We start from the raw sequence: 231 nt of genomic DNA, 5'->3' as shown, positions 1-231 counted from the left end.
ATGTTATCGAGTCTGTGGTACGTGCCACGCTCACTAATATGGGAGTTACTGACGCGACGGTTATTGTTGACGATAAAGGTGCTCTTGATTGTGTGTTAAGAGCCCGCGTTCAAGCTGCAGCAATGCGTGCAGCAAATATCACGGACATTGATTGGAGTAAATTAGCATGAGTAAATTACGTCGTAGTATGTTATTTGTCCCTGGCGCTAATGCAGCCATGCTAAGTAATAC

Annotated in this window: 1 protein-coding gene; it reads left to right on the top strand. The window is 44.6% G+C overall.

The features are described from left to right. Window positions 1–14 precede the first annotated feature (14 nt). Window positions 15–170, top strand: coding sequence for a hypothetical protein (locus MTCD1_RS23240; protein WP_268807390.1), 156 nt, complete (start codon window positions 15–17; stop codon window positions 168–170). Window positions 171–231: the final 61 nt, after the last annotated feature.

Origin of the sequence: Colwellia marinimaniae (assembly GCF_002207865.1) — a bacterium.
Taxonomy (GTDB): domain Bacteria; phylum Pseudomonadota; class Gammaproteobacteria; order Enterobacterales; family Alteromonadaceae; genus Colwellia; species Colwellia marinimaniae.
This window is presented reverse-complemented; position numbering and strand designations above follow the sequence as displayed.